At 37.7% G+C, this 26497-nt stretch carries 25 protein-coding genes; 22 read left to right on the top strand and 3 right to left on the bottom strand.

All coding sequences use genetic code 11. From position 1 onward, the window contains the following. The 11 genes from M2448_RS14390 (at position 1) to M2448_RS14340 (ending at position 12571) form a co-directional block, all read left to right on the top strand. Entirely contained in the window at positions 1-1077 is a 1077-nt protein-coding gene (locus M2448_RS14390) for a hypothetical protein (RefSeq protein WP_163305250.1), read from the top strand. A 130-nt stretch (positions 1078-1207) separates the two neighbouring features. Next, a complete protein-coding gene (locus tag M2448_RS14385) occupies positions 1208-1417 on the top strand; it encodes a hypothetical protein (RefSeq protein WP_163305252.1) in 210 nt (69 codons plus the stop codon). A gap of 137 nt (positions 1418-1554) precedes the next feature. After that, positions 1555-2052 (top strand): type VI secretion system TssO, encoded by a 498-nt coding sequence (gene tssO / locus M2448_RS14380; protein ID WP_163305254.1) that lies wholly within the window; start codon positions 1555-1557, stop codon positions 2050-2052. A gap of 3 nt (positions 2053-2055) precedes the next feature. Continuing rightward, positions 2056-2562: a type VI secretion system transmembrane protein TssO gene (locus M2448_RS14375; protein WP_163305256.1), complete on the top strand. Its 507-nt coding sequence runs from the start codon at positions 2056-2058 to the stop codon at positions 2560-2562. Between the two features lie 3 nt (positions 2563-2565). Next, complete coding sequence (locus tag M2448_RS14370) at positions 2566-3450, top strand: PKD domain-containing protein (protein WP_163305258.1); 885 nt, start codon at positions 2566-2568, stop codon at positions 3448-3450. Positions 3451-3452: 2 nt separating this feature from the next. After that, positions 3453-5981, top strand: a complete 2529-nt coding sequence (gene tssR, locus M2448_RS14365) for a type VI secretion system protein TssR domain-containing protein (protein WP_280646987.1) — start codon at positions 3453-3455, stop codon at positions 5979-5981. 8 nt (positions 5982-5989) lie between these two features. After that, a complete protein-coding gene (locus M2448_RS14360) occupies positions 5990-7762 on the top strand; it encodes a type VI secretion system baseplate subunit TssF (RefSeq protein WP_163305262.1) in 1773 nt (590 codons plus the stop codon). A 198-nt stretch (positions 7763-7960) separates the two neighbouring features. Then, positions 7961-10447 (top strand): ATP-dependent Clp protease ATP-binding subunit, encoded by a 2487-nt coding sequence (locus tag M2448_RS14355; protein WP_163305264.1) that lies wholly within the window; start codon positions 7961-7963, stop codon positions 10445-10447. A 14-nt stretch (positions 10448-10461) separates the two neighbouring features. Then, positions 10462-11304, top strand: coding sequence for a hypothetical protein (locus M2448_RS14350; RefSeq protein WP_163305266.1), 843 nt, complete (start codon positions 10462-10464; stop codon positions 11302-11304). Continuing rightward, positions 11294-11476: a hypothetical protein gene (locus M2448_RS14345; protein ID WP_163305268.1), complete on the top strand. Its 183-nt coding sequence runs from the start codon at positions 11294-11296 to the stop codon at positions 11474-11476. The genes M2448_RS14350 and M2448_RS14345 overlap by 11 nt, the downstream gene beginning before the upstream one ends. A 6-nt stretch (positions 11477-11482) precedes the next feature. Continuing rightward, complete coding sequence (locus M2448_RS14340; protein ID WP_163305270.1) at positions 11483-12571, top strand: hypothetical protein; 1089 nt, start codon at positions 11483-11485, stop codon at positions 12569-12571. A 151-nt stretch (positions 12572-12722) separates the two neighbouring features. On the opposite strand, the gene mobC is transcribed toward M2448_RS14340, so the two are convergent. From mobC to mobA, 3 genes are all read right to left on the bottom strand, one after another. Continuing rightward, positions 12723-14726: a conjugal transfer protein MobC gene (mobC, locus tag M2448_RS14335; RefSeq protein WP_163305272.1), complete on the bottom strand. Its 2004-nt coding sequence runs from the start codon at positions 14724-14726 to the stop codon at positions 12723-12725. Between the two features lie 65 nt (positions 14727-14791). Further along, positions 14792-16021 carry a conjugal transfer protein MobB gene (gene mobB / locus M2448_RS14330; protein ID WP_163305274.1) on the bottom strand — a complete coding sequence of 410 codons (1230 nt, stop codon included), beginning with the start codon at positions 16019-16021 and terminating at the stop codon, positions 14792-14794. Beyond that, positions 16005-16448 carry a conjugal transfer protein MobA gene (gene mobA / locus M2448_RS14325; protein WP_163305276.1) on the bottom strand — a complete coding sequence of 148 codons (444 nt, stop codon included), beginning with the start codon at positions 16446-16448 and terminating at the stop codon, positions 16005-16007. Before mobA ends, mobB begins: the two co-directional genes overlap by 17 nt. Before the next feature lie 664 nt (positions 16449-17112). Here mobA and M2448_RS14320 point away from each other — a divergent pair. From M2448_RS14320 to traM, 11 genes are all read left to right on the top strand, one after another. Beyond that, complete coding sequence (locus M2448_RS14320; RefSeq protein WP_163305278.1) at positions 17113-17874, top strand: ParA family protein; 762 nt, start codon at positions 17113-17115, stop codon at positions 17872-17874. A 7-nt stretch (positions 17875-17881) separates the two neighbouring features. Further along, positions 17882-18283, top strand: coding sequence for a DUF3408 domain-containing protein (locus tag M2448_RS14315; RefSeq protein WP_163305280.1), 402 nt, complete (start codon positions 17882-17884; stop codon positions 18281-18283). Next, positions 18280-18948 carry a hypothetical protein gene (locus M2448_RS14310; RefSeq protein ID WP_163305282.1) on the top strand — a complete coding sequence of 223 codons (669 nt, stop codon included), beginning with the start codon at positions 18280-18282 and terminating at the stop codon, positions 18946-18948. Before M2448_RS14315 ends, M2448_RS14310 begins: the two co-directional genes overlap by 4 nt. A gap of 118 nt (positions 18949-19066) precedes the next feature. Next, a complete protein-coding gene (locus M2448_RS14305; protein ID WP_163305284.1) occupies positions 19067-19366 on the top strand; it encodes a DUF4134 domain-containing protein in 300 nt (99 codons plus the stop codon). 76 nt (positions 19367-19442) lie between these two features. Then, complete coding sequence (locus M2448_RS14300; protein ID WP_163305286.1) at positions 19443-19772, top strand: DUF4133 domain-containing protein; 330 nt, start codon at positions 19443-19445, stop codon at positions 19770-19772. After that, entirely contained in the window at positions 19769-22261 is a 2493-nt protein-coding gene (locus tag M2448_RS14295; RefSeq protein ID WP_163305288.1) for a TraG family conjugative transposon ATPase, read from the top strand. The genes M2448_RS14300 and M2448_RS14295 overlap by 4 nt, the downstream gene beginning before the upstream one ends. Before the next feature lie 56 nt (positions 22262-22317). Next, positions 22318-22947 carry a DUF4141 domain-containing protein gene (locus tag M2448_RS14290; RefSeq protein ID WP_163305291.1) on the top strand — a complete coding sequence of 210 codons (630 nt, stop codon included), beginning with the start codon at positions 22318-22320 and terminating at the stop codon, positions 22945-22947. A gap of 82 nt (positions 22948-23029) precedes the next feature. Further along, a complete protein-coding gene (gene traJ / locus M2448_RS14285) occupies positions 23030-24022 on the top strand; it encodes a conjugative transposon protein TraJ (protein WP_163305293.1) in 993 nt (330 codons plus the stop codon). Between the two features lie 110 nt (positions 24023-24132). Further along, the gene (traK, locus tag M2448_RS14280) at positions 24133-24756 is read left to right on the top strand and encodes a conjugative transposon protein TraK (protein WP_163305295.1); all 624 of its coding nucleotides are present in this window, start codon (positions 24133-24135) and stop codon (positions 24754-24756) included. 56 nt (positions 24757-24812) lie between these two features. Continuing rightward, positions 24813-25214, top strand: coding sequence for a TraL conjugative transposon family protein (locus M2448_RS14275; protein ID WP_163305297.1), 402 nt, complete (start codon positions 24813-24815; stop codon positions 25212-25214). After that, a complete protein-coding gene (gene traM, locus M2448_RS14270) occupies positions 25168-26451 on the top strand; it encodes a conjugative transposon protein TraM (protein WP_163305299.1) in 1284 nt (427 codons plus the stop codon). Before M2448_RS14275 ends, traM begins: the two co-directional genes overlap by 47 nt. Positions 26452-26497 lie beyond the last annotated feature (46 nt).

The following is a 26497-nucleotide window of genomic DNA, read 5'->3' as shown; positions in this document are numbered from 1 at the left end:
ATGAAAATATATAAACTTATTGGGTTAATTATCGTTGCTTTATTATCTGTAACCTGCAGTAGATATATTAAAGTAAATGATTATGATGGTCATGATACTTATGTCTATAAAGGGAATCGTAAAAATATGACTGAAACTAATTTTTATCCATTTGAACGGTCTTGGGATACAACCTTTACAGGGTATAAAATTGTATATACCGCTGAGGATCGAAAAGCTAGGGCTTATGTCTTTGATACTATTCCTTTTTGCGGTAAAAATAATAAATCAGTATCAAACACAATATATGAAGTGTATTATTATAAAGGGCAACCTCGCTTTACAAAAGAAGTTGGGCGATTTATGGAAGGAGGCTTTCGCCATCAGAATAGAAAAATAATTGATGTAAAAAATTGGGAAAAACAAGTAGAGTTAGGCTTAACCGAAAAACCGCCGAAATTGACAATAAAATACCCAATTCTTTCTAAAAAATTTGAATCAGATACAACTAATTATACAGCAAATGATATCGAATATATGCTCAAAGGTCACATACGTAGGAATAACGTGAGTTATGGAATTAATGATTCAGATAGCTCGTATATTTATCTTCGAAAAGATGGTTTTACCCGCCTGTCAGCTACTCCAAGTCGCATATTTGTGAAACAACCGGATAAAACTAGAAAAATGATTCCTTTTTGGATATCTGATTTTCCCGAAAATTTATCTGAATTGAATGTATTTCCAAATGAAAATGTTTCTGCTATGTTCCATTTAATACCCGATTCTTTATTGAATAGCAAATCTTGTGAATTTTCATTCGATAATATTGCATATAAAAACACCAAATACTCCCCTCCCGAATATTATGCTGAGTTTATTAATATAAAATTTAAAGATGGGAATTATAAAACATGGCTATATCATAAATATGAAGATGATAGTATTAATATATTAAATAAATATCCTTGGATGCGTAAATTTATTGATGATATTGAGTTTTTATATTTTTTACCTCCTTCAAATTATCAAGAATATATAGACTATGATTTTACACTTGGAGATACTTGTTGTCAGAAATCAATCCAAATAAGATAACTATGCAAGCACAATATCACAAAGAAATCATTCAAGGTTACTAGAATTCACAGGTTGCTTATCATAAATATATTTATATAAGTTTTTAGAAGTATGATAATGTATTCGTTATAAGTGTTATACGATTTAGATGGGCGAAGAAGAAAAAGGTATTTTAAAGGAGGCTCAAAGGAGATTATATTATAATCTGCCTTCAATTATTCAATTATTTGCGGAAGCGAAGGCTGAAACTAATCCGCAAATGCAAATCTCTCGTCTTGAATTATTATTAGATATGACACTACTGATATCAAAACACAGGAAGGAAAAAAATATTTCTCGAAATGCTAAAATATACTGATAATAAGGATAGTAAACTTGCAAAAACCGACTGGGATTTGTACGATAATTATGATAAACAGGTTGAAAATGGATATTATACTGTTACAGAATCTAAGATATGATTATTTAGATAAGTAAAAATACAAGATAAACCCTATGCGTGCCAAAAACCATAAAGAAATCACCAAAGGTTACTGGAAATTCTCCGGTTACCTTATCGCCTGTGTCTTTGCAGGCGTATTGATCTACTTCTGTTATATCAGGACATCCAATATTGAAGTAGACCGTATAGTAGAGAAAACTGAAGAATACGATAAAATCTATGTCAAGCAAATAGATTTAGCCAATCGGATTGATTCGCTCTATCAATATACGATGATGTTCAATACCAATAAGAACGATATACACCTACTCCGTTCGGTTAGTAGCCGCAAACAGGAAATTCTTTCCATGATGGACGATATGAGTAGCCGTGACATACGCCTCTATCAGAAGTTGATGAGCGAAGTCAATGTTTTTCTCGGAGTAAAAGACTCCATCCGAACAGCCAAAACAGAAGAAGGTATGATAAAAACCGATTTGTTGAAATGTACCGAAGAAAACAAACAGGCGTCACGCCAGTTAACCATTGGGGGAATAACAGTAAAAAAGTAGGATATGGATAAAAAAACAAAAATAACCAAAAATAAACGGGAAAAAACTATCGGCTTTGTATATGTATCTATCTTATTTGGAATAGCGACATTTATATGCTGTTGGTGCCTGTTTTACTATACTGATACTAAGAGCGAAACCCGCAAAGAATTTGTTATCGCGAAGATGGACCGCATCCGCGCTTTCCAAAATGTACAGGATGAACAAATGTTGATAGTCGATTCTATTTATAACAAGATCAAGACCTTTAATCCGGGCATTAATGCCAGCTACGAAGAGAATGATATCAAGTTCTATCTTGCCGAAATTAAAAAGCTCTATGACGACAACAGTTACGACGGACGCTATAAGATATTCTCACAAGTACCAGCCTTTTACAATATGTGGTTCGCCGATAAAAAAGAACTATGGAGCAAGCAGCAAAATATTATCCGTTTCAGTAAAAATTTAGAAGACTGCCAGATCGGATTGGAAAAGAAAGTAGATGAACTAAAGAATACAAAGAAGTAGATCATGCAAAAATTACTGAATCACCGGGTTTATATCATTATTATAGCCATTGCGCTCGTTCTTGGCATTACTTTTCTTGTACGTTCCTGTATGTACAGTAAGGAGATACAAGCAACAGTTAGTCCCTTGGATGTAGAGACGGGAATCCCCGTTTCTTATGCTGACAGCACTAAAGGAGCGGATAAGTGGTATTGGGAGTTTGGTAATGGCGACACATCGTCAGACAGGCGTGGAGAATATGTTTTTCCCGAAACGGGTAAATACCAGATACGCCTTACTGTTAATGGAAATCTGGAAAAGAAATTTATTGTCAATGTCCGTTCCCCTAAAAAAGACGAATCGTTAGACCTGATAAAGATTGATGCCCCAAAAGAAGCCTTGCAAGGAGAATATATCACATTTCGGGGAGTGGGAAATTCAAAAGACTGGCGTTGGGAATTTGGCGAAACAGGACAGGTCGATGCCATTGAGAAGAACGCTATCTACAAGTATGAATTACCGGGACGGTATATTGTCCAGTTAAGGACGGAAGAAACCAAATATCCTGTTGTACATCAGATTGATATCATACCACAGTATTCGGATACGGATACAACTGATGTAGCATCTATTATAGGGAACGATATAAAAGAGAAACTGCAAGCCATAGTAGATCAAAAGCCATTCAATAAGAACTATAACTATGTAATGAGCACTTATCTCTGCAACAATCCCAACACACTGGTGATTGTGAATAATGACAAGAAAAATGATTTCTATTCCTACTGTCAGGGATTAAAGATTATCGGACGAAAAAGAACAATAATAGAAAACGTACTGATCGATGTTGAAGAAACAGAAAGTTGTATCAACAAACTGATAGTTATCCAAACAGACTTAGAGCAATGAACATGCCGAACAAAACTACAAATAAACCACTAATACCAATCTTGTTGGGAGTTCTGTTACTTATTTCTTCCTGTGGACCTGTACATCGTTTCACAAGGGTAAAAAAAACTCCCCGTGAGTATTCCCTGAACTATTGCGGAGAGGATACCAAAGCCCCGAAGACGGACTTGAATAAAGAGCCGTGGATCGTTTATTCGGACAGGACAGAGAACCAGACTTACAACAATGGCGGAGGAAAGGTCAAAGCCAAAGATGTGGATTACCTTGACCCATTCCTTGTTATTGGCACCAAAAATAAAGGCGAATATTTGAAACTGATAAAATATACACCGGATATACTTAAAAACGGAAAACTCGATTATAAGAAAGCCGAATATTACGGCTGGATACATAAGTCTAAACTACTCTTAAATCAACAATCAGTAACGGATATCAACAGTGGAAAGAAAAACAAGATGCTGGCTGTATTTGCCGATACTTTATCCATTAACGAGCCGGAAAAATACTTTGCTGTAGATTCTCTGAAATTGTACAAAGATTTAGATCAGAAGTCACAGGCCGGGACTATTTCCCCTTATAGTGTTATCTATCAGCTCAAGCAATCAGCAGATGGAACAATGACCTTGGTTGCAAATAAACCTTATATCAAAGCTGAAACTGTAAAAGAAGATGTTTTGGGTTGGGTAGATAATTCCCTGATAAAAGATATCGGAACAGGACTACATGTTAACCTGCAAACCATCCCACTTGAAACCAAACATTTTTTCATAAATAAAAGCGAGGAGATTCCTGTTACGGAAGATATATCGGATGTAAGCCGGATGCTTTGTGAACAGTACAAGACAATCAGATTCAATCCCGTATCGTCTTATTCAACTAAAGATTCTCTGGTTGCTTTCAGAACCCGTATGGCTTTGCCTGTATTTGATTACAGCAACAACTACATATTCAATGTCAACGGAAATCAAATATCACACAAACAGTTCAGGGATATAGCCAAAGGACTGAAGAAAATCAATATATCTTTTGTCTTTGATGGAGGAGAGCAAACCATATCGCAGTTTCCGCAGATAGTTAATGCCTTGCAAAATCTTCAACCCTTGTTTGAACAATCGGATGACTATTACACTTACCGGTTCAATTGTGTGATGACCTTTGACGAAACAGGCAAGATCTTTCATCCGTTAAATACCGGTCTTACATCGGATTATTCCGAGATTGTTAATTTTCTGTCGGACAAGGCCAACATGAAAGACAAACTCCGAGCAATTAAATTACCCCGCAATTCATGGCCTGCACTTCGCAAGGCTGTGGAGTGTTTCGATAAACACAGGGATGCAACCAACCTGATTGTTTTAATCGGTGACAAAAGACTAACAAATTCAGGTATTGACTCAACCTTTACGAATCGTATACTAAAGAACAATTGTCGTATAGTGGGTTTTCAGGTGTATGCCGGAGAAGGTGATGATTACAACAACTTTGTTCTCGACATAGAAGATATGATCAACTCTTATGCTGACGGAATGATAAAAACAAAGCGAAACATCTTAGTATCTCCTGAACAAATAAAGCGGATAAATTATTATGAACAGGTAGGGGAACAAAAGAATAGCTATCGCCTGGACTTTCCTGCAAACAGTATAAGCCAAGGGGCATTGTTTTTCCCTCAGAAGAACGAATCCCTGCCGATGGAAATACTGACCAATAATGTGGACACCATCATTCAACAAATCAAACAGGATAATAATAGTATAACTCAATATATGTCGAAGGCCTTTCGTTCAGTTGGGAACAACAGGACTAGATTTGACAGCCTTTTCGTCCAAAACTTTGGCATAGATACTCTACGCATTCCACAGAAAAAACTAATAGGCAGTTTCGTTCAGGAAACACCGGGATGGTATGTGCCATCGAAAATCATTGTACTGAATGATTCAGTAAACAAGGTACAGGATTATCACCTGATGCTGTCGGAAGCGGAAATGAAAGAACTTAAGGAATTTGTTGCCACCTTGTCAGAAAAAGAAGTGGACTTTATTTATCAGCAAAAGAAAAAAGAAGATCAGAAGCGTAAACCCTGCAACTGTCCCGAAGACGATTTGTTCAGGGAACTGGAAAAAGAAAAAGCCGAAGCTCTGGCAAACGATACCATTATAGGGAAAGAAGAATTTTATATAAGAATTGTTGGTCCCGGAGAATATGCCAGTACAAAGAGAGTACGCAAGCATCTGGCAAAAACATTACTGAAACCTATCAAATATTGCAAATTGTGTAAAGAAAAAGGCAGTAAACTAAAACAACTGACACTTGCCGAAGCACAATATAGAATAACTGGATGTCCTACATCGAATAATGTTCTGAACGCTATCCGGATAAAAGACCTCAAAGATAAGAAGGTTGTCCCGGACGAAATGCTGGACGGCTTGGTTACTTATTACAAGAAAATGAAAAAGGAACTGGACAAGGCCGAACAATTTGAGTCGAATGGAGAAATATATTATTGGGTGGACAGGAAGTTATTACCATAAAACAGAAAATGAAAAGTAAAGAAGCCATACGAACAGATATAATACGCTATGCCAATTTGGTTTGGAATACCAAAAACTTCAATAATTTGAATCCTTTGGTGCAATTAATGATAGAGGAGGTTAGTCATGAACTATTCTTATTAGATAATAAACTGGAGGAAATAGACTATTCCGTACTTTGTAAATTAGTAAAGCGGCTATCCCCCCGAATGTATAACTACATACGGCCAAGTCATGCCATTTTGAAAGTAGAGTCTAATAAATCGATATGCAAATTAGAAAGAAAAGCCGGTTTTTTGTTAAAGAAATTACCTGATAATATACGAGAAAAAGATATAACATCAGTAATATACACTCCGGTAACAGATATAATACTTCATAAAGTAAACATTAATTATATTATTTGTGATAAAATCATCCATCAATTGGATAGTTCTGGTAACCGAAGGATTGTCGGAACCACTACGCAAAGATCAAAATACAACAAAGTCTGGATTGGTTTGGATATTGATACAGAAATAGAAACACTAAAGGATATTGCCTTTTATCTGGATTTTAAACATTTGCCTGATCATCACGAATATTACGATATACTGACAGAGTTAAAATGGAATTTCGGAAATAAGCCTTTAAAGACAACATATGGTTTCCCAATCCATAATGATACCAATCTTAGTAAAGAGGAAAAAGAAATATTGGATTTTTATAGAGATCATTTTATAACAATTAGTTCTAAAATAAATATTAAAGATATTGAAAAGGAAAATCTGCCAAAAGATTTAATTGATATCGTAGACAAAGAGATTACTTCTTCAATACCCCCTTTATATTGGCTATCTGTAACGTTTCCCGCAAATTTCTCTCAGGCTGACATAGAGAAAATGTCAATATCATTAAATGCCTTTCCTGTTATTAATAGATATTATAACGAAACGGATGTTTTAGAAAAAGACTTTGGGGCACTTGTTTCTTTATCATCTGGTATCCTGCAAGAATTTATTACAATAGAAACCATTACAGACTTACATGAAAACGAGTATAATTGTGTGGATTATGTATCCATCGAAGGTGAATACGAGGTCTTGCCTACCAAAAGAAAAAATATGGATGATCCTCGTATTGTAGACTATCTGGAGCGTTTGGTAGATATTATACATGATGAAAGGTCAGCATTTACAGGTATAGATAATGATAAGATCATAAATGTTTTGAATGCTGTGTCTTCTATTCAAGACAATGATACTAAAAAGATCGAACTAAATAGAATAAATGAATCGGCTGAGGTTGCTTTGCTAAGTGTAAAACCATGTGAAAATGCTGGTTCCATTTATGTTTCTTATTGGACAACACACGCCGATTTATTAAATGGAATACCAGAAGGTACAACGTTAATGGCTAACAAGATACCCGAGCTAACTAAAGCAGAAGTAATGTTGCTAACAGAAACTAATGGTGGTCGCAATTTGTACAATATGGAAAGCCTAAAAGCGATAAATAACTTTTACCTAACCTCCAAAAACCGGATACTAACGAAATACAATATTCTGAGCTTCTGTAAAATAGAATTGGGAGGATACATTGAAAATATAGATGTTGTCCGTAAAGCGATAATCAGTCATAAATTGAAAGAAGGTATTATTATCGTTATGGAGATACAAGTAACCCCCAAACGACAATATATTGATTATTTTAAACAAAAAGGAGTATTTAAAGACCTGCTCATAAGGTTACAACAAAGGTCTCCAAATAACTTCAATTATAGAATAAAGCTCATAGAATAACTAAGTTGAATGATAGATTCAAATCATATGGAGATTCTTATACGGAGTATAATCCGTTTGAAAAGTAGATAGTTGCCTGTTTTGTGACCGGCATCTTATCTTCTGCCAGAACGAGAGCAGAGGGATTGATAAAAATCCCTCATACTCTCAAACTTAAAAAGCAAAGTTTAAATAAATACAAAGGCGATACTTTAAATTATGGATTTTATAAACTTAAACGAAACAGTCAAAACGGCAATCAGGATATCACAGTCTATTGCCCGTGAATATTATAATGCGAACTATGGAGCATCGCACTTATTAAAGGCTTTATTGCATAAGGAAATCGGTATTCGCGATTTTGTCCTGAGTATGGATAAAGATCTCGGATATTTTGAAGAATGGGCTGAAATGCGTATCGAAGACTTTCCAAAAGCAGGAGTGGTTGCAGACATACAACCTGACGACAAAATTTCGATGGTGTTTGAAGAGGCAGATAATGTTCGCCTGAAACTGGGTTTATTGGAAATCAACCCGATTTGTGTATTGGCGGCTTTGGCACGTCCTAACATTGCATTTACTACTGATCAGCTAAAATCATTTCCATTGCGGGAAAACGAAATATTCGACCTCTATGTAAGCGGAAAGCAAACAGCATCGTCCATTGGGGTATCAAACCAAATGCAATCTTTCATCACATCGGAAGAAAACGGGGCAATGCCTCTTGTGAATCTGATGAAATACTGTGTCGATAAAACGGCATTGGCTCAGGATATGAAAGTGCATAGTATTGTCAGCCGCGACAAGGAAACCCGCATGATGATGGAAATACTCGGACGGCACAGCAAGCCGAATGTCATGATTATTGGAGATTCCGGTGTCGGAAAAACTGCTCTGGTTGACGGACTTGCACACGATATAGTAAATGGTAAAATACCACCATATCTGGCAGGAACTGTGGTTTATGAACTCGATACAGGAGCTCTGATTGCCGGCGCAACATATAAAGGAGAGATTGAAGATCGTATAAAAAATATTATAAAAGAAATAAGAGGCGTTGATAATGCGATTCTTTTCATAGACGAAATACATGTCCTGCTCGATCCTAAACAAGGGAATTCGGGAGCAGCTAATATTTTGAAACCTGAACTTTCGAAAGGCGATCTGACAGTGATCGGAGCAACTACTGTCGATGAATATCGCAAGCAAATAGAGCCGGATCATGCTTTCAGTCGCCGTTTTGAAGTACTGCAAGTGAATGAGCCCGATATTGCTTCGGCTATACTAATGATGCACTCTGTTTTGCCTCGCTATTCAGAATTCCACAAACTGGAAATCTCAAAAGAAGCCGTAGAAGAATGTGTTCGTATGGCTAAGCGATACGATAAAGACCGTCGTTTGCCCGATTCGGCTATTGATCTGATGGATAGAACAATGTCGGCTACAAAGATGGTGAATGAAACGGCGAAGGATGATATTCAGCATTTTACTCAAGAACTGGCAAATATAGAAGGGGCGGTCGAAAAATCGGATGAAGAGAGATTGGAAGATTTACGTTTCTTGCATTTTTCGATGCAGAACAGGTTAAGCCCGATTTTGCTGGGAATTATTACGGACGAAACGGATGTAAAGGAAATAGAAGACTCTCAAAAGTTATTTGATTATATAAATAAGTCATTGGATGTATTGCGGGACTTCGCAAAAGAGAAAATAACAGCTATACAACCACATGAAATAGCGGCAATTATATCCTCAAAGACTGGTATTCCGATTGGCAAGGTTCAGGCGCAGGAAAAAGAACGTCTGTTAGGAATGGAAGATTTATTGAGAAGGAGGGTCGTAGGTCAGGATGGAGCGTTAAAGTCATTGGTGGATGCTATTCTTGAATCACGAAGCGGTCTGAATAAAGCCGGACAACCGATAGGCTCATTCTTCTTGTTAGGACCAACAGGTACGGGTAAAACAGAATTGGCTAAATCACTCGCGGAGGTTTTATTTAATGATGAAAAAGCAATGATCCGCTTCGATATGTCGGAGTTTAAGGAAGAACATTCGGCAGCTTTGCTTTATGGAGCACCTCCGGGATATGTGGGTTATGAAGAGGGTGGATTATTGGTAAACAAAATCCGGCAACAGCCTTATGCTGTGGTTCTTTTTGATGAAATAGAAAAGGCGCATCAGTCGGTTTATGATATCTTTCTTCAAATAATGGATGAAGGGAAGCTTCACGACCGGTTGGGTAAGGAAGGTGATTTTTCCAATGCTATCGTTTTGTTTACTTCCAACGTAGGAAGTCAATGGCTTACAGAACAACTCAATCAAGGAATCACGCCCGAAACCACACAACTGATGGAAGTAATGGGGCAGTATTTCCGTCCCGAATTTCTGGCTCGACTTTCCGAGATTGTCCCATTCTCTCCGATCAATGAGACGATGTTGTTGAAAATATTCAACATACAATTACGTAGCCTTGAGGATGCTTTAAGTAAGCAGGGTATCGAACTGGAGATAGACGAAGAAACCAGAAAGATGCTCGCTTCAAGAGGGTTTACGCCCAAATATGGTGCAAGGCAGATCGCAGGAACCATCCGCACCCATTTGAGACGCCCTATATCCCGACTGATTGTAGGAAACAAACTCGCTCACGGGCAAAAACTTACGGTAAGAAAAGACGAAAAAAGCGAATTAATTTGGGATATCAAATAATAAGATATAATATTATGAATAATAGTACACAAGAATCAAAACAAATACCTTTAACGGAAGTATTAGTAAAAACTACTTATTTTACACAGTCTACCCATCCTAGTGATACAGAATGTTCAAGACCGATGTATTTTGGGTGTGGATTTATGATAAGGTATAAAGATGAAACTTTTTTTGTTACTGCAGATCATAATCTCCATCCTGAAGATTATGATAATGAAACCAAAGTAATGAAAAGGACTTGGGTTGATTATACTATCTCAATCTTTAATAATGTGAAACCAGTGGAACAGCCTTTATCGACAGTTATCACTCCTTTAGGAGGATTTTTCTATATGGAAAAATACGATATAATGAAACCTAAGGATTTACCCGAACTAATGGATGTTTGTGTTTGTATGATGAAGCCTATTAATTTCACATATCCGTTCTTAACAGACGAAGTGGTTTTTTCAGAGCATACCATAAATGTAGGAGAGCAGAAATTCTGTTTTATTGAAGATATGATGGAAGAACCACGAGAGAACATGATGTATTTTGTATTTGGTAAAATAAATGCCGAAACGAAAGGTATTCGAATACATTCAGAAAATACCCTTAAAGAGAATCTAAGATATATTTGTAAATCTGGTGATTTCTATTTATTAGAAACTCCTGACATTGTAGTCTATGAAGAGTGGGCAGGGCTAAGTGGATCTCCGGTTATAAGCGAAGAAGGGAACTGTATTGGTGTATTATGCTCAGTTTTACCTGAAAAAAAGATAATTTGTGTGATGTCAATAGAAAAAGTTAAAATGCTATTGGATTTAGCTATTTTGGAAAACGGAAAATATAAAGACATAGGCAATGAAAGTTAGTGAAATTATAGAATTATTACAAGACCAAAAGGAACGATACGGTGATAATGAAGTTAAAGTTCGCGACCATTATTCCGGCATTTGCTATAATATCGAATATGTAACTTATTGGAGTAAAGAAAAAGAATATCATATAGGTATAAGACAAGATGCAATAAGGGAAGATGAATAACAACATATGATAATCACAAGAAAAATACAAATATATCCAATCGGTACTCCCGAAGAAAAGAAAGTACATTGGAGTACAATATTTGGTTGGCAGGATATGACTTACCGTTTGGCTAACCAAATAGCAACACATCGTTATATTCAGGATGGGCTTATCCAAATGCTTTATCTGGAAGATGGTATAAAAAGAAAATTGGCAGACCATAAGAAAGATGAATTCGGTATTTTAAATACATCAAATCAAAATTCGACTTATGAGATTTCAAAAGCTTTTGACAAACTTCCTGCAGATATCAGGACATCAGTCAACCAGTATGTGAGTAATTATTATAACAAAGAAAAAAGTGAATACTTTACAGGTAAACGTAGTTTGAGAAATTACAAAAGAACACTGCCGATTCCTTTTCCGGCAAAATCGATGAGGCGGTTACAGTGGAACGAGGAGATAAACAACTTTGAGTTCGTCCTTTTCGGCATTTCTTTCAGAACACTTTTAGGTTATGACAGATCGAATAATCGAATTATGATTGAAAGATGCCTATCCGGAGAAGTCCGTATGTGTGGGAACTCAATACAAATAGAAGAGAAAAAAACTTTTTTACTACTTAAAATTGATATTCCATCCCAAAAAGTAAAATTGAATCCCAATAATGTTACTTATGCTATACTAGGCATTGACAATCCTATTATTGCAGCAAACAATGAAGATAACTTATACGATGATAAGAAATACCTGATCGGCTCTAAAGACGAGTTCTTTTATCAGAAGAAACAGATACAGGAAGCTTTGAGGCGTGCTATGCAAGTAGCAAGGTATAATAAAGGAGGTAAGGGTAGAAAACGCAAAATGCAAAGTATTGATCGTTTTGAAAAAAAGGAAGCCAACTATGTCAATACTAAATTACACACTTATTCAAAAATCTTGGTAAATTATGCAAAGAATAACAAGTCTCAAAAATTAGTGCTGATTGAACAATCCAAAAATGAAATTTCCGAAGGCGAACTGGCGATCTTAAGAAATTGGTCTTATTTCGGCCTCATAGAAAAGATACAATATAAAGCCGCTTATTGGGGAATAGAAATTGAAAAAAAATAATGAAAAATTAGCGGGGTAGCTGTATACCCTAAACGTAAGGCGCATTGCACTTATGAAGTATCTTTCTTTGATATATGCAGCAACTGGTTCATCATTGCAATTGTAAATATATTCTCATAGGAGAATATATTTACAATTTACTCTAAAGAGATTATTCTTTCAATAAATGCTGTAATTTTGGATCATTTTTAATCCTTTCTTTTTCATCCTCAATAATTTGCCCTACATCCAGTTTTATCTGACGATAATTACGGTTAATTTCATCCTCCATTAAATCAAGACCTTCTTCATTAACAAAATTGGTTATAATAGGGATTTTTTGATAAGCTTTTGTCTCTGCTGCTACTTTTGCATTATCTATAACGATTTCAGCATGAAATATCTTTTGTTCAATCCGTTCGTCAAAATTATCAGAAACAGAACCAACAAACATACCTTGAGTAAGATTTGATATTTTAGATGGTGGGATAAGTGAGTCCATTTGTGTGCTTATCGAAGTTGACTTATCCTGCTTATTGATTGTCATTGACTGACGTTTTTGTAATACCTTTCCGAATCGATCCGATAATGTTTTTGCTGTTTCTCCAACAACTTGACCGGAAAATATATTTCCGACCGTATTCATTACAACTTTGGCCTCTTTGTCGCCATAATCTCGATTCAGCTGGCTAAAATCCTGAAAACCAAGACACACTGCAACCTTATTGCTACGGGCAGTAGCGATCAGATTGTCAAGCCCTCTGAAATAGATAGTAGGCAACTCATCTATAATAACAGACGATTTGAGTTGCCCCTTTTTATTTATAAGTTTCACAATGCGACTGTTATATAACCCTAAAGCCGCTGAGTAAATATTTTGTCGGTCAGGATTGTTTCCAACACACAGTACCTTGGGTTCATTTGGATTATTAATATCCAATGAGAAATCATTTCCTGTCATAACCCAATACAATTGAGGGCTTATCATTCTGGATAACGGTATTTTAGCTGATGCTATCTGCCCCTGGAGCTGATCTTGAGCCCCTCCTTCCCATGCGTCCATAAATGGAGATAAATAGTTTTCCAACTCCGGATATGATGTCAAAACAGTGAAGGTATCCGCATATTTTTTATTCAGAAACTCAATAGCATGAGGAAAAGTGCAATATTTCCCATTCTGATAGATCTTCAAATACCAAATTATAGCAGCAAGCAGAATTATAGGTGATTCCACAAAGAAATCCCCTTGTTTTTGTATCCACGTTTTGTTCAAATTTAACATTATCGTGTATGCACTCTCATATGCATCGCTGATATCAGTCATGAATTCAGGAGCAATCGGATTGCATCGATGACTTTTTGCCGGATTATCGAAATTTATCACATAGAATTTAGGAGGAATCTTAAATTTGTCAAGATTCTTTCGCAACTCATTATAAGCGATGGTACTTAGGTCATCAAACTTATAATCATAAATATACATCGAATATCCCTTACTTAACTGTTGCCTAATATAACTATTTACAATAGCATAAGACTTGCCACTACCGGGAGTACCCAAAACAATCGTTGCCCGAAATGGGTTGACGACATTTATCCATCCCTTATTCCATTTCTTTTTATAATAGAACCGTGTCGGTAAATTTATGGAGTATTCATTCTCCATGAGCTTCATTTCCTGCATAAATGATTCGTTTTCCGTATTAAAGACATCATCCATCAGGTTATTCTTTAATAAACGGCTCATCCACAATCCAGCCATTAGCAGCAGGATATATCCGATAGTCATTGTGAAAATATATATTGCTGTATTGGCAACCAATGGTAATGGCAAGACTAATATCCACCAGTTAAGAAAAAAGAAAATAAACCCGAAAAACAGGAATACATATATTTTACTCCATGTTATTTTTTCTTCCTTTACCCCTTTTGTACCCAAACATGATAAACCTAAAAACACGACAGCAAATAACTTTGTCCAAAGTATATTAGAAAACAATCCTGCCGTGTTCTGAAAATTCAACAATATTTTATCCACAACACCTATATTGATTCCTATTTCCCGAATGGACTGGTAGCAGAACCAATAAATATGGATAATAACAAACAATATACTGATTGCCCGCATGAATTCCATCACTTTGGCTAATCCTCTCAAATCATCTTCCTGTTGCATAAAAATTAATTAATTAATTAGATAATGTGCCGATATGCCAATTAAGGCTGCATATTGGCTTATTTTTATAATTTTGGACCGCGTGGTTTTTTCCTCTTTCGTTTCATCCTGTTAGTAAAAGCAATTTCTTCATAATTATCCCCATGTTGTTCCATAGAGAAAATTCCGGCAATTGCGTCAGTTATAGATTCTTGTTGTTGGGAGTAATCATTATTAGATATTTTGTCATTCGAAAAATCATTTGTATGCTTTACATCTTCATTAAATAACCTTTGGAAAGTATTTGCGGAAAATTCTTTACCCATCCGTGAGCCATTGAAAACAACCTTTTGTTGATGGTCAATAAAAGTTACTCCATAAATACGTTTATCATCATTCTCCCTGAACAGGACAGATATATTATTCTTGGCCAGTTCCTTCTCTAACTGCTTTCGGGAACAATTATTCATCAGGCAAGATGAAACAATAGTTTTTGTCCTGTTATAAGACAACTTTCCTTTCATATCTTTCTTCGAAAAGGTAATCCGTTTTTGCAAGGCATCATAACCGACCTCTCTACTTATAAGAGATGCTTTGAATGGATTTCCGGTTTTCCTCCCTTTTTTATCCAATGCAGAATATATAAGTCCATTGTATGATTTTCCTCTTGCTTCCCCTTTAACCTCTTCAACGGTAACGCCATACAAAGAAAGTAAAGCCCGGTATTCGTTGATATTCTGGAAGTGGTAATTTTTCATTGCGCTTTTGACAATATTAGCTACCTGTTTCTTTATATTTCCTGCTTTCGGATTGACTCGTTTCAATGGCATTTTTTCAGAATAATGCACCTTTTCAGCTGGAAGCAATCCGTACTTTTTTTCCAACTCCCGGGTAATATCTTTTGAGCGTTTATGTTCAAAAGAGCCATTCATCCGTTCCCCGTTTTCTTTAACACAAGTAGTAACAATATGTAGGTGATGACGGTCGATATCTTCGTGCTTATATACAAGATAGGGTTGATTTCCATATCCTAACTTCTCGAGGTATTCCTGTGCTATTTTTTCAAATTGTTCATCTGTCAGCTTATCGTCCGGGTGTGGATTCAGAGAAATATGGACAATTGGTTTCTTGGTATTTTTATTTGCATTCAGATAGTCTTCAAAAGAACGTAATGTCAGGGAGGTTTTATATTCACCATCATAAGTTTGCATAATTAAATTACTGCAAAGGATCTTAGCCTGATTATCATCAACCTTTTCCTGATTGTAAGATAACGCTCCAAAAAGGGAATTTCCAAGACTAATATTCGCTACCATTGCTTAGATATTTAGTCTCCATTTCTTTCGTTAATTCTATCACTTGCTTATGAATTTCGACCAGTTCCATTGTCGCTTTCTCCAATTTATAAAGAAATGCCAGTGCTTTTTTCTCCGTAAAATTAGAGTGAAGAGCTTTGACTACCTGATTATAATTGTTACCAATCGCTCGAAATTGACCGAATAAAGTAGTCAATCTCATGTAATAATCTTTGATACTTTTATCCACTTTTGTGACAATAAATGGCCTGTCAAAAACACGGGATACGATAAAATCTGCCTTATTTTTCGCCCCGGACTGTTCGTATAAAGATAAAAACCGGGCATGACTGGCACTATTAAAACGAACCGAATAGCGGTAAACCGCCGGATCATCAACGGGAATTCTTCCCCCTTTTCTTTTTCTTAAAGGTTTTTCTCTGTTCATAATTATTGGATATTTAGTGGTTATCGCAGATCGTTACCTGCATTAAAATCGAAAATCTGATCTTGCAACTTCGGCGCAAGATTTCTCCCGACTTTCAGGGGAGCGGGGCAAGGAGTTTTGGGCTGCTGAATTTATTCAGAGCAGCTCAAAACACACCTTGCTGTGTTCTGACGAACACCAAAATCCACCCAAAGGGATGGATTAACATTAATCGATATGAGAATGTCTGTAACATAACTAGCGGGTTTACTCTGATGCTTGCAAAGTTAGGTGCTCTAAATGGGAATATTACGATGAAGATAGTAGCCAAATGATGCCAATAGCAGCCAAATGATGTCACCTAACTTTTTTATAATAAGGTTATTATTATTTATTATTTCTTTTGTCGATGTACAACTGGTTATGTAAATAATTATGCTCTTATCGGTATATATAAATATTTAAGGGATTATATACTTACATAAGTATGTACTTATACAATTATGTGAGTATGCGCTTATCGACTTTAGTGAGTATGCATATAACCAAAGATTTGAACCAATAGCTATACACAAAAGGGAGTATTTATTCAGATAAGGCAATAGTTGGAAATATATATATGCATTGTTATGCAGAATTATCTGAATAAATATAGTTCTATTTAATTAACTAAATAAGTTACAACATGAAAAAGAAGCCATTATTTATCGCTTTCTCTACTCAAAAGGGAGGAGTTGGAAAAACCGTATTTACTGTTCTTGTCGCAAGTTACCTTCATTATGAAAAAGGGTATAAGGTTGGGGTTATTGACTGTGATTATCCGCAGTACAGTATTGATGGTATGCGAAAACGGGAAGAGCAAATTCTCAGGGAAGATAACTATTATAAGCTGATGGCTTACAACCAGTTTAGCCGGGAAAATGAGTTGAACGCATATCTGGTAGAATCCGCGACCGGAGAGAATGCGATTAGTTGTGCCAATAAAATGATAGAAGAATCTTCTGTTGATCTGGATTTTATCTTCTTCGATTTACCAGGTACACTTAATAGTAAAGGTATAATTATGACCTTATCCCAAATGGATTATATATTTTCTCCGATAAGTGCAGACCGCTATGTGTTGGAAAGTACCTTGGAATTTACTTCCCTTTTAAATGAAAATATCCTTAGTATTAATAAGGGCAGTTTAAAAGGATTGTATTTATTCTGGACTTTGGTGGATAAAAGAGAACGCTCAAATCTTTACGATGCATATGCTGATGTAATTGCCGAGTTGGGGCTGCAACTGTTAAGGACTTATATTCCTGAAAGAAAATGTTTTCGACATGAACTGGAAAGCACACATAGGCCTGTATTTCGTTCATCTTTCTTTGCCGCAGACAAACAACTTGTTAGAAATTGCAAATTAGACGAACTTATCGATGAATTATTATCAATCATAAAATAAATCAACAATGAGTAAAAAGATAATACCTGAAGATATTGATGAAAATGCATTACTGGCATCAATTTATGCAAAGAAAAATCCGGGCATAGACACATCAGAACAAGATTTACCAAAAAAAGATAATGAACCTTTCACAGTAAATGAGCCTTCAACGAAACGAAAAAAGATATCCAAAGGAAGTTACAGTGAAGAATTTCTTGGCAGGAAAGAAAAGAACACGAAACGGCCCAGCGTATATATAGATTTAGAATTGCATAATATTATCTCTGAAATAGTAAAAGTTATAGCAGTAAAAATGACTGTCGGAGAATATATTGATATGGTACTATGGGAACATCTCAAACAAAATAAAGATGAAATAAACAAATTATATCGTCAAGACCGGGATGACTTAATCAAAATCGAATGACCATGATCCTATTTATTGTTATAACAGCTTTATTGTGTCTGCTCCTATTAGGAATTGATAGCTTCCGGCAAGTAAAACAAAGGAAAGAAACTGACACCCCTCATGAAAAGATGCCATTGGATTCTTCTAAATCTACCTCTATATTGGGAAAAAGCCATTATCAACTCAGCCAATTGCTGCCAAATGATGTCACGTCTCTAAAAACAGAAGCAGACATGAAAGATAATACTAAAGAAGAATCTACTTTTGCTGGGCCTTCTTTGGAAACAGAACATGATGATCCTGAAGAGATCGACGTGGATGTTCCGCCTTTGGAAAAAGAAGAGCCGGATGAGGATGATTTCATTGAAGAGGAAGAGATTACAGGACTATTTGGGCCGGAAGCAGAAATTGCATCAGGTGTTAGTGTTAACGATATGCTTAAGGCAGACAAGGTAATATCTGATGTGCAAGCAAGTGTTCAGGATGAAGAAGAAGCCGGACAAATTCTTTATCAAAACAGAAAGACAGATATAGTTGAACAGATTGCTTCAAATAGTTCTATGCGGATAGAAAGAATACGAGATCTGATGTACATTCATGAAAAGAAATATGGAATTGTAGAAACAGATACTCCCACAAATAAAGATTTAGAAAATTTTGATATTAACAATTTTATTCGGTAAAAGATGAAGATTTATGACTCCGGCTAATATGATTAAGCCACCACTAAAATCCAATTTAATTAAAGTAGAACCTTGTTATGAGGCCTATCCACCCTCATGACGCTAAAAACAATCATTTATGAAAAAGAAACTTCTTTTCTTTGCAGTGATATTCATCGCTTTTACTGCAAACATTTTCGCTCAGGGTAATGGTCTTCAAGGTATCAACGATGCCACTAATATGGTGACAAGTTATTTCGATCCCGGCACAAAACTTATCTATGCTATTGGAGCCGTCGTCGGGCTTATCGGAGGTGTTAAAGTATATGGGAAGTTCAGCTCCGGCGATCCTGATACCTCTAAAACTGCCGCTTCGTGGTTCGGAGCCTGTATATTTCTGATTGTGGCTGCCACTATCCTCCGTTCATTCTTCTTATAAGGGTCATAGACTCTCTTATTAACTCAAATGAGAAATAAGAATCAATATGAGTTCAACAACTATTAAAACAAGAAGAATGGAATACTCGATCAACAAAGGGATTGGCAAGCCCGCAGAATTTAAGGGTTTGAAATCCCAGTATCTCTTCATTTTCGCAGGTGGCTTACTGTCTGTGTTCGTGGTTTTCGTAATCATGTATATGATAGGCATTAGCCAAACCATATGTATTGGATTCGGAGGAACAGCCGCCGGAATCCTTGTCTGGGGAACTTTCCACCTGAATGATAAATACGGGGAGTTCGGACTGATGAAGCTGCAAGCCATAGCTAACCATCCCAAATACATTATCAATCGCAGGCGGATAGAAAACCTGTTCCAGCACAAAAGAAAGGAGGTTCGTTTATGAGAAATACAGCCAAAGCAGCCACGTTGGAAAGCAAATTCCCCCTGTTAACAGTTGAACATGATTATATTCTGAGTAAAGATGCTGATCTGTCGGTAGCCTATCGGATAGAACTACCCGAACTGTTCACTGTAACATCAGCCGAATACGAAGCGATGCACTCGGCATGGCTCAAAGCCATTAAGGTTTTGCCTAACTATTGTGTGGTACATCGTCAGGACTGGTTTGTAGAAGAGAAGTACAGACCAGAACTGGATAAGGAAGATATCAGTTTCCTATCCCGCAGCTTTGAACGCCATTTCAATGAACGTCCGTACCTGAACCATACTTCGTACCTGTTCCTGACAAAGACCACTAAAGAGAGGGCACGCCAGCAAAGTAACTTTAACGCACTGACACGGGGCTTTATCGTTCCCAAAGAAATGCAGGATAAAGAAGCTATCCAAAAGTTTACCGAGGCTGTCGGACAATTCGAGCGTATCATTAATGATTCGGGATTTATTAAACTCACACGTATTACAACCGATGAGATTGTTGGCACAGATTCCGGCGCAGGTATTGTCGAAAAATATTTCTCCCTGTCCCAGCAAGACACAACTTGTTTGCAGGATATTACCCTGAAAGCGGGAGAAATGAAAATCGGTGATAAATATCTCTGCCTGCATACGCTTTCGGATACAGAAGACCTGCCGGGAAAAGTACAGACAGATACCCGTTATGAACGGCTATCGACGGACAGAAGCGATTGCCGCCTGTCCTTTGCCGCCCCGATAGGAGTATTGCTCTCCTGTAACCATATCGTCAACCAGTATATCTTTATTGATGACCATACGGAAAGCCTCAAACGTTTCGAGAAGCAAGCGAGAAATATGCACTCTTTATCCCGTTACAGCAGAAGTAACCAGATAAACAAAGCCTGGATTGAAGATTATCTGAATGATGCACATAGCTTTGGATTGACCTCAGTACGTTGTCATGTCAATGTAATGGCATGGAGCGATGACAGGGAAGACCTTGCCCGTATTAAGAACGATGTCGGTAGCCAGCTGGCATTAATGGAATGTAAACCGAGACATAATACGGTAGATACGCCGACACTCTTCTGGGCGGGTATTCCGGGTAATGCGGGCGATTTTCCGAGTGAAGAGAGTTTTTATACATTCATCGAACAGGCCTTGTGTTTCTTAATAGAAGAAACCAATTATAAGAACTCGCCTTCTCCGTTCGGAATCAAGATGGTGGATCGGGTAACGGGTAGACCTCTTCATATGGATATTTCTGACCTGCCTATGAAGAAAGGAATTATCACCAACCGCAACAAGTTCGTGTTAGGTCCATCGGGTAGCGGAAAATCCTTCTTTATGAATCATCTTGTCCGCCAATACTGGGAACAGGGCACGCACGTTGTCCTTGTGGACACGGGTAATTCCTATCAAGGCTTATGTGAGATGATTCGCAGCAAAACGAAAGGCGAAGATGGAATTTATTTCACATACACCGAAGAAAATCCGATTTCTTTTAATCCATTTTACACCGATGATAATCAATTCGATGTAGAGAAAAAGGACAGTCTAAAAACTTTGCTTTTGACCCTTTGGAAAAGTGAAGATGACAAAATCACAAAGACCGAATCGGGAGAGCTAGGTAGTGCTGTTGAAGAATATATCAAACGGATACAGTCGGATAAGAGTATTGCACCGTGCTTCAATACTTTCTATGAGTTTATGCGGGATGAATACAAAGTGGAGCTACAAAGCAGAGAGATTGAGGTAGGCAAAGAAGAGTTCAATATCAATAACTTCCTGACTACCCTGCGGCAGTACTACAAAGGTGGGCGTTTCGACTTCCTATTGAACTCGGACAAGGAACTGGATTTGCTGAACAAACGGTTTATCGTTTTCGAGATAGACCAGATAAAGGAGAACCGCGACCTTTTTCCGATAGTGACCATTATCATTATGGAAGCATTTATCAATAAGATGCGTAGGCTGAAAGGTATCCGAAAGCAATTCATTTGCGAAGAGGCATGGAAGGCTCTTTCATCTCCGAATATGGCGGATTATTTAAAGTATTTGTACAAAACCGTCCGAAAATTCTTTGGAGAAGCCATTGTTGTCACTCAGGAAGTAGATGATATTATCTCGTCTCCGGTAGTCAAAGATGCCATTATCAATAACTCCGATTGTAAGATACTGCTCGACCAGCGTAAGTATATGAACAAGTTTGATGCGATACAGTCTTTGCTGGGACTGACCGATAAGGAACGGGCGCAAATTCTTTCCATTAATATGTCCAATAATCCAAGCCGATTGTACAAAGAAGTGTGGATCGGACTGGGCAGTGCGCAATCTGCGGTATATGCAACGGAAGTAAGTAAATCAGAATACCTGACCTATACCACTGAAGAGACCGAGAAACTCGAAGTGATGCGGCTCGCTGAAAAGTTGGGAGGAGATATGGAACAGGCTATAAAGCAACTGGCGGCCCCTTAATCCGCATTAGCAAAAAGAGAATAATAATTTATTAACGTATTAATAACAAGTTGAATATGAAAGCTAAATTTTTCATGTTGTGCGTAAGCCTTGTGCTTTTCACAACAAATATCAGTGCCCAGTGGACAGTCTGGGACCCGTCGAACTTTACCCAAAGTATTGTTAATACCAGCAAACAGATTGTCGAAACCTCTTCCACTGCAAAAAATATGATTAATAATTTTAAAGAGGTGCAAAAGGTTTATAATCAAGGTAAAGAATACTACGATGCGCTCAAAGCAGTGAACAAGCTGGTCAAAGATGCAAGGAAAGTACAGAAGACCATACTGATGGTAGGCGAAGTCTCCGATATCTATGTCAATAACTTTCAAAAGATGCTGCAAGATCCCAATTATTCCATCGATGAACTCAATGCCATTGCAACAGGATATGCCAAATTGTTGGAGCAAAGTAACGATGTATTAAACGAATTGAAAGGAGTCGTCAATATCAGTACCCTATCTCTTTCGGATAAAGATCGTATGGATGTAGTCAATAGCTGCCATGACTCGATGGTGGAGTATCGCAATCTGGTAAAATACTATACTAATAAAAATATCGGAGTATCTTATCTCAGAGCGAAGAAAAAAGGCGAGACTGCAAGGGTAAATGCTTTGTATGGCAATCCAAACGAACGTTACTGGTAATCTCAGTGTGCCGATATGCCAATGGCGCAAAGCAACAATAACATTGGCATATTGGCAAATTTTCACATTAAATTATTAGAATATGGATTTTGATCAATTTCACGAAACACTGCGAACCCTTTATGACCAGATGATGCCTTTGTGTAGCGATATGGCCGGAGTAGCCAAAGGAATAGCCGGATTGGGAGCATTGTTCTATGTTGCCCATCGGGTCTGGCAATCCCTGTCACGGGCTGAACCTATCGATGTCTATCCCTTGCTTCGTCCCTTTGCCATCGGCCTATGTATCATGTTTTTCCCGACTGTCGTACTGGGTACTATCAACAGTATTATGAGTCCTGTTGTGCAGGGAACACATGGTATGCTGCAATCCGAAACATTCGACATGCAGAAATATGCAGAGCAAAAGGATAAGATGGAGTATGAAGCCATGCGGCGCAATCCCGAAACAGCTTATCTGGTAGATAATGAAATATGGGATGCCAAACTGGACGAATTGGGTATTACTGATGTGGGAACGAAAGTCGGATTATATATTGAAAAAGGATTGTACAATGCCAAGAAATGGATACGGGAAGCATTCAGGGAGTTGCTGGAGATAATTTTCAAGGCGGCGGCATTGGTTATTGATGTGATACGCACTTTCTTCCTGATTGTTCTCGCCATACTAGGTCCTATTGCCTTCGGGATCTCCGTCTGGGACGGATTTTCATCCACCCTGACCCAATGGATATCACGATATGTGTCGGTCTATCTGTGGCTGCCTGTGTCTGATTTGTTCAGCACGATATTAGCCCGGCTCCAATCACTGATGTTGCAAGCTGATATTGTCCGGATGGAAACTGATCCGAACTTCTCGCTGGATAGTTCCGATGTTATTTATATCCTATTCCTACTGATCGGTATTGTCGGGTTCTTTACCATTCCGACTGTTGCCGGATGGATAATCTCGGCTGGTGGCATGGGTAACTTCGGTAAGAATGTGAATCAGACGGCAACCAAAGGCGGAGCAATAGCCGGAGGTGCTGCGGGTGCTGCTGCCGGAAATATTATGGGAAGGCTGAAAGGGAAATAACTTAATGAGCCAATGGTTTAGTATGCCAATTTGCCAATGAAAAAATGATTATCAGGCTCAGTAATCATCATTGGCACATCGGCACATTTTCAAATTATCACATTAGTATAATGGAATTCAAGTCATTAAAAAATATAGAGACCAGTTTTAAGCAACTCCGCATTTTCGGCATTGTGTTTCTGTGTATGTGTACTCTTGTTACGGGATATTCCGTATATAGTGCATACGACTTTGCAGAAGCACAGCGCCAGAAAATATATGTATTGGACAATGGAAAATCACTGATGCTCGCCCTCTCGCAGGACTTGTCACAAAACCGCCCTGTGGAAGCAAGGGAACACGTCAGGCGTTTTCACGAACTCTTCTTTACCCTTTCTCCTGACAAATCGGCTATTGAAAGCAATATCAACAGGGCACTGCTCCTGTCAGATAAAACAGCCTTCAATTATTATAAAGACTTGTCAGAAAAAGGATATTATAATCGCATAATATCGGGCAATATCAATCAAATGATACAGATAGACAGTGTGGCCTGCAACCTGAATGTCTATCCTTATCAAGTTGCTACTTATGGTAAGCAGATGATTATTCGCGAGAGTAATATTACCGAACGCTCTTTGATAACCTATTGCCGGTTATTGAATTCTGTCCGTTCTGATAATAATCCGCATGGATTTACTATCGAAGGATTCGAGGTCAAAGAAAATAAGGATATCAGAGTACTTACCCGCTAAACAGCCCCCTAAATCCCCCAAGGGGGACTTTGGGTAAACCACGAAAAGTAAATGATATGAAAGAGCGATTGAAAGAAGTCTGGTATTGGTTTGAGGATAAGCTCAAAGGCCTGTGCGGTGAGCTGACTCCCGATAAACGGATTGTAACCATTCTGATAATGCTTCTGATACTGACTATTGGCAATCTGCATTTTACATTTTCTACAATTTATAATTGGGGAAAGGAAAGTGAGAAAAAAGAGCAGATGGAAATAGAGCATATCAGGCAATTGGAACTGGAACAAAATAAGAGCAAAGAATTTGATTTTATGGATTCTGAAATGGAAGAGGAGCTGTTTGATCTGCATCGGCAAAAAATGAGACAGGACTCTATCGACAGTTTAAGTATTAACAAACAAAGATTTAAAGAATATGAGCGAACAACGAGGATTAAGCCCGGAGCAAAAACAAAAGCTTAAAAAGTATGCGGTATTTGCATTGATGGCGATTGTTTTTGCAGGCTGTATGTGGCTGATATTTGCACCATCCGATGCGGATAAAGCCAAAGAACAGGAAAGTATCGGGCTTAATGCTGATATACCCGATCCTGATGGTGGTGGACTTATCGGAGACAAAAAAGATGCCTATGAACAGGAGCAGATGCAGAAGAACCAAAAAGAAAGGATGCAGTCCCTTCAAGGGTATATGGATATTCTGGAAAATGAAACGAAGGATAAACAACAAGTGACTCTTTCCCTCGGCGATGAGCCGGAACAAAAGCCACAAGAAAAGAAAGAGCCTATTAACAATTCTGTTTCAGCCTATAAGGATATCAATAAAACATTGGGCAATTTCTACGAACAGCCTAAAGCCGATCCTGAAAAGGAAGAAATGAAAAAGAAACTGGAAGAACTGGAAGCTAAAGTGAATGAAAAAGAAGCTACCAAAAGCCAGATGGATGAACAGTTGGAATTAATGGAAAAATCCTACCAGATGGCAGCTAAATATATGCCGAATGTGCAACAGGATAATAGCAGTGAAAGCCTGAGCAAAAGGATTTCCAATGGTACAGTGAAGAGTAGCGGTAATGGAAAGACAAAAGTTGCTCCCATCAGGCATATACAGAACCAGACAGTTTCGGCTCTATCCCAAAGATTATCCGATGAAGATTACTTCCTGATGTATGACCAACCCAGAAATACAAGCTTCAATACAATGGGTGGCGAAATGGGTGTGTCGGAGAAAAATACTATTTCTGCTGTTATTCATGATGATCAGACTGTTGTAGACGGGCAGACTACCCGTTTACGCTTGACTGAACCGTTCATGGCCGGAACAATGCTTATTCCGGAAAACACCATCATTACTGGAGTCGCTAAAGTTCAGGGCGAGCGGCTGAATATACAAATATCATCTATCGAATATCAGGGAACGATTATTCCTGTGGAGATGTCAACTTACGATTCTGACGGACAGCGAGGTATCTATATTCCCGGTTCATTGGAGATGAATGCCGCCAAAGAGATTCTGGCGAATATGGGTAATAGTGTAGGTACAAGTTTTACCATGACCGAGAGTACAGGCGCGCAACTGACCTCTGACCTGACAAAAGGAGCTATACAAGGCTTGTCGGCATATATGCAAAAGAAGATTAAGGAAGTAAAGGTTACACTCAAATCCGGCTATAAGGTAATGCTAATGCCGAAAAACAGTTAGGCAAGTGACACCTCCCCCAACCCCTCCAAAGGGAGGGGAGCAGCAA

It is taken from the genome of Dysgonomonas sp. PF1-14 (assembly GCF_029892965.1).
Lineage (GTDB): Bacteria > Bacteroidota > Bacteroidia > Bacteroidales > Dysgonomonadaceae > Dysgonomonas.
Note: the sequence above shows the minus strand (reverse complement) of the source record. Positions and strands in the feature narration are given on the sequence as shown.

What these genes read in the sequence shown, in the direction of transcription:
- M2448_RS14340 (WP_163305270.1), top strand. Translation starts at nt 11,483, where the DNA reads ATGATAATCACAAGAAAAATACAAATATATCCAATCGGTACTCCCGAA.
- M2448_RS14315 (WP_163305280.1), top strand. Translation starts at nt 17,882, where the DNA reads ATGAGTAAAAAGATAATACCTGAAGATATTGATGAAAATGCATTACTG.
- M2448_RS14350 (WP_163305266.1), top strand. Translation starts at nt 10,462, where the DNA reads ATGAATAATAGTACACAAGAATCAAAACAAATACCTTTAACGGAAGTA.
- M2448_RS14355 (WP_163305264.1), top strand. Translation starts at nt 7,961, where the DNA reads ATGGATTTTATAAACTTAAACGAAACAGTCAAAACGGCAATCAGGATA.
- M2448_RS14370 (WP_163305258.1), top strand. Translation starts at nt 2,566, where the DNA reads ATGCAAAAATTACTGAATCACCGGGTTTATATCATTATTATAGCCATT.
- M2448_RS14375 (WP_163305256.1), top strand. Translation starts at nt 2,056, where the DNA reads ATGGATAAAAAAACAAAAATAACCAAAAATAAACGGGAAAAAACTATC.
- M2448_RS14390 (WP_163305250.1), top strand. Translation starts at nt 1, where the DNA reads ATGAAAATATATAAACTTATTGGGTTAATTATCGTTGCTTTATTATCT.
- M2448_RS14290 (WP_163305291.1), top strand. Translation starts at nt 22,318, where the DNA reads ATGAAAGCTAAATTTTTCATGTTGTGCGTAAGCCTTGTGCTTTTCACA.
- M2448_RS14345 (WP_163305268.1), top strand. Translation starts at nt 11,294, where the DNA reads ATGAAAGTTAGTGAAATTATAGAATTATTACAAGACCAAAAGGAACGA.
- traM (WP_163305299.1), top strand. Translation starts at nt 25,168, where the DNA reads ATGAGCGAACAACGAGGATTAAGCCCGGAGCAAAAACAAAAGCTTAAA.
- M2448_RS14320 (WP_163305278.1), top strand. Translation starts at nt 17,113, where the DNA reads ATGAAAAAGAAGCCATTATTTATCGCTTTCTCTACTCAAAAGGGAGGA.
- traK (WP_163305295.1), top strand. Translation starts at nt 24,133, where the DNA reads ATGGAATTCAAGTCATTAAAAAATATAGAGACCAGTTTTAAGCAACTC.
- tssR (WP_280646987.1), top strand. Translation starts at nt 3,453, where the DNA reads ATGCCGAACAAAACTACAAATAAACCACTAATACCAATCTTGTTGGGA.
- M2448_RS14305 (WP_163305284.1), top strand. Translation starts at nt 19,067, where the DNA reads ATGAAAAAGAAACTTCTTTTCTTTGCAGTGATATTCATCGCTTTTACT.
- mobC (WP_163305272.1), bottom strand. Translation starts at nt 14,726, where the DNA reads ATGCAACAGGAAGATGATTTGAGAGGATTAGCCAAAGTGATGGAATTC.
- M2448_RS14360 (WP_163305262.1), top strand. Translation starts at nt 5,990, where the DNA reads ATGAAAAGTAAAGAAGCCATACGAACAGATATAATACGCTATGCCAAT.
- mobA (WP_163305276.1), bottom strand. Translation starts at nt 16,448, where the DNA reads ATGAACAGAGAAAAACCTTTAAGAAAAAGAAAAGGGGGAAGAATTCCC.
- M2448_RS14385 (WP_163305252.1), top strand. Translation starts at nt 1,208, where the DNA reads ATGGGCGAAGAAGAAAAAGGTATTTTAAAGGAGGCTCAAAGGAGATTA.
- M2448_RS14275 (WP_163305297.1), top strand. Translation starts at nt 24,813, where the DNA reads ATGAAAGAGCGATTGAAAGAAGTCTGGTATTGGTTTGAGGATAAGCTC.
- M2448_RS14300 (WP_163305286.1), top strand. Translation starts at nt 19,443, where the DNA reads ATGGAATACTCGATCAACAAAGGGATTGGCAAGCCCGCAGAATTTAAG.
- tssO (WP_163305254.1), top strand. Translation starts at nt 1,555, where the DNA reads ATGCGTGCCAAAAACCATAAAGAAATCACCAAAGGTTACTGGAAATTC.
- mobB (WP_163305274.1), bottom strand. Translation starts at nt 16,021, where the DNA reads ATGGTAGCGAATATTAGTCTTGGAAATTCCCTTTTTGGAGCGTTATCT.
- M2448_RS14295 (WP_163305288.1), top strand. Translation starts at nt 19,769, where the DNA reads ATGAGAAATACAGCCAAAGCAGCCACGTTGGAAAGCAAATTCCCCCTG.
- traJ (WP_163305293.1), top strand. Translation starts at nt 23,030, where the DNA reads ATGGATTTTGATCAATTTCACGAAACACTGCGAACCCTTTATGACCAG.
- M2448_RS14310 (WP_163305282.1), top strand. Translation starts at nt 18,280, where the DNA reads ATGACCATGATCCTATTTATTGTTATAACAGCTTTATTGTGTCTGCTC.